Origin of the sequence: Paenibacillus sp. ICGEB2008, from assembly GCF_000307675.1 — a bacterium.
Taxonomy (GTDB): Bacteria; Bacillota; Bacilli; order Paenibacillales; family Paenibacillaceae; genus Paenibacillus; species Paenibacillus polymyxa.
Map to the genome: position 1 here is coordinate 1 of NZ_AMQU01000062.1, position 568 is coordinate 568.

1 rRNA gene is annotated in these 568 nt (G+C 53.9%); it reads right to left on the reverse strand.

Features of this window, described 5'->3' with window-relative positions:
- Window positions 1-568: ribosomal RNA gene (locus C400_RS0125950) — 23S ribosomal RNA — on the reverse strand; the annotation flags it as partial.

Here is a 568-nt window from a genome sequence, read left to right on the forward strand (position 1 = left end):
TCTTCCGCGCGCCTTAGAATTCTCTTCTCGCCTACCTGTGTCGGTTTGCGGTACGGGCACCTTCTCCTGGCTAGAGGCTTTTCTTGGCAGTCTGAGATCATGACCTTCGCTACTATAATTTTCGCTCCCCATCACAGCCCAGCCTTACGATGTGCGGATTTGCCTACACATCAGCCTCACTGCTTAGACGGACATCCATCAGTCCGCGTCACTACCCTACTGCGTCACCCCATCGCTCATAGCGGATTACGGTGGTACAGGAATTTCGACCTGTTGTCCTTCGACTACGCCTATCGGCCTCGCCTTAGGTCCCGACTTACCCTGAGCGGACGAACCTTCCTCAGGAACCCTTAGGCTTTCGGCGGATCTGATTCTCACAGATCTTTTCGTTACTCATACCGGCATTCTCACTTGAATGCAGTCCAGCGCTCCTTCCGGTACACCTTCAACCCGCATTCAACGCTCCCCTACCCCTGATGCAAGCATCAAGCCATAGCTTCGGTGGTGTGTTTAGCCCCGTTACATTTTCGGCGCAGAGTCACTCGACCAGTGAGCTATTACGCACTCT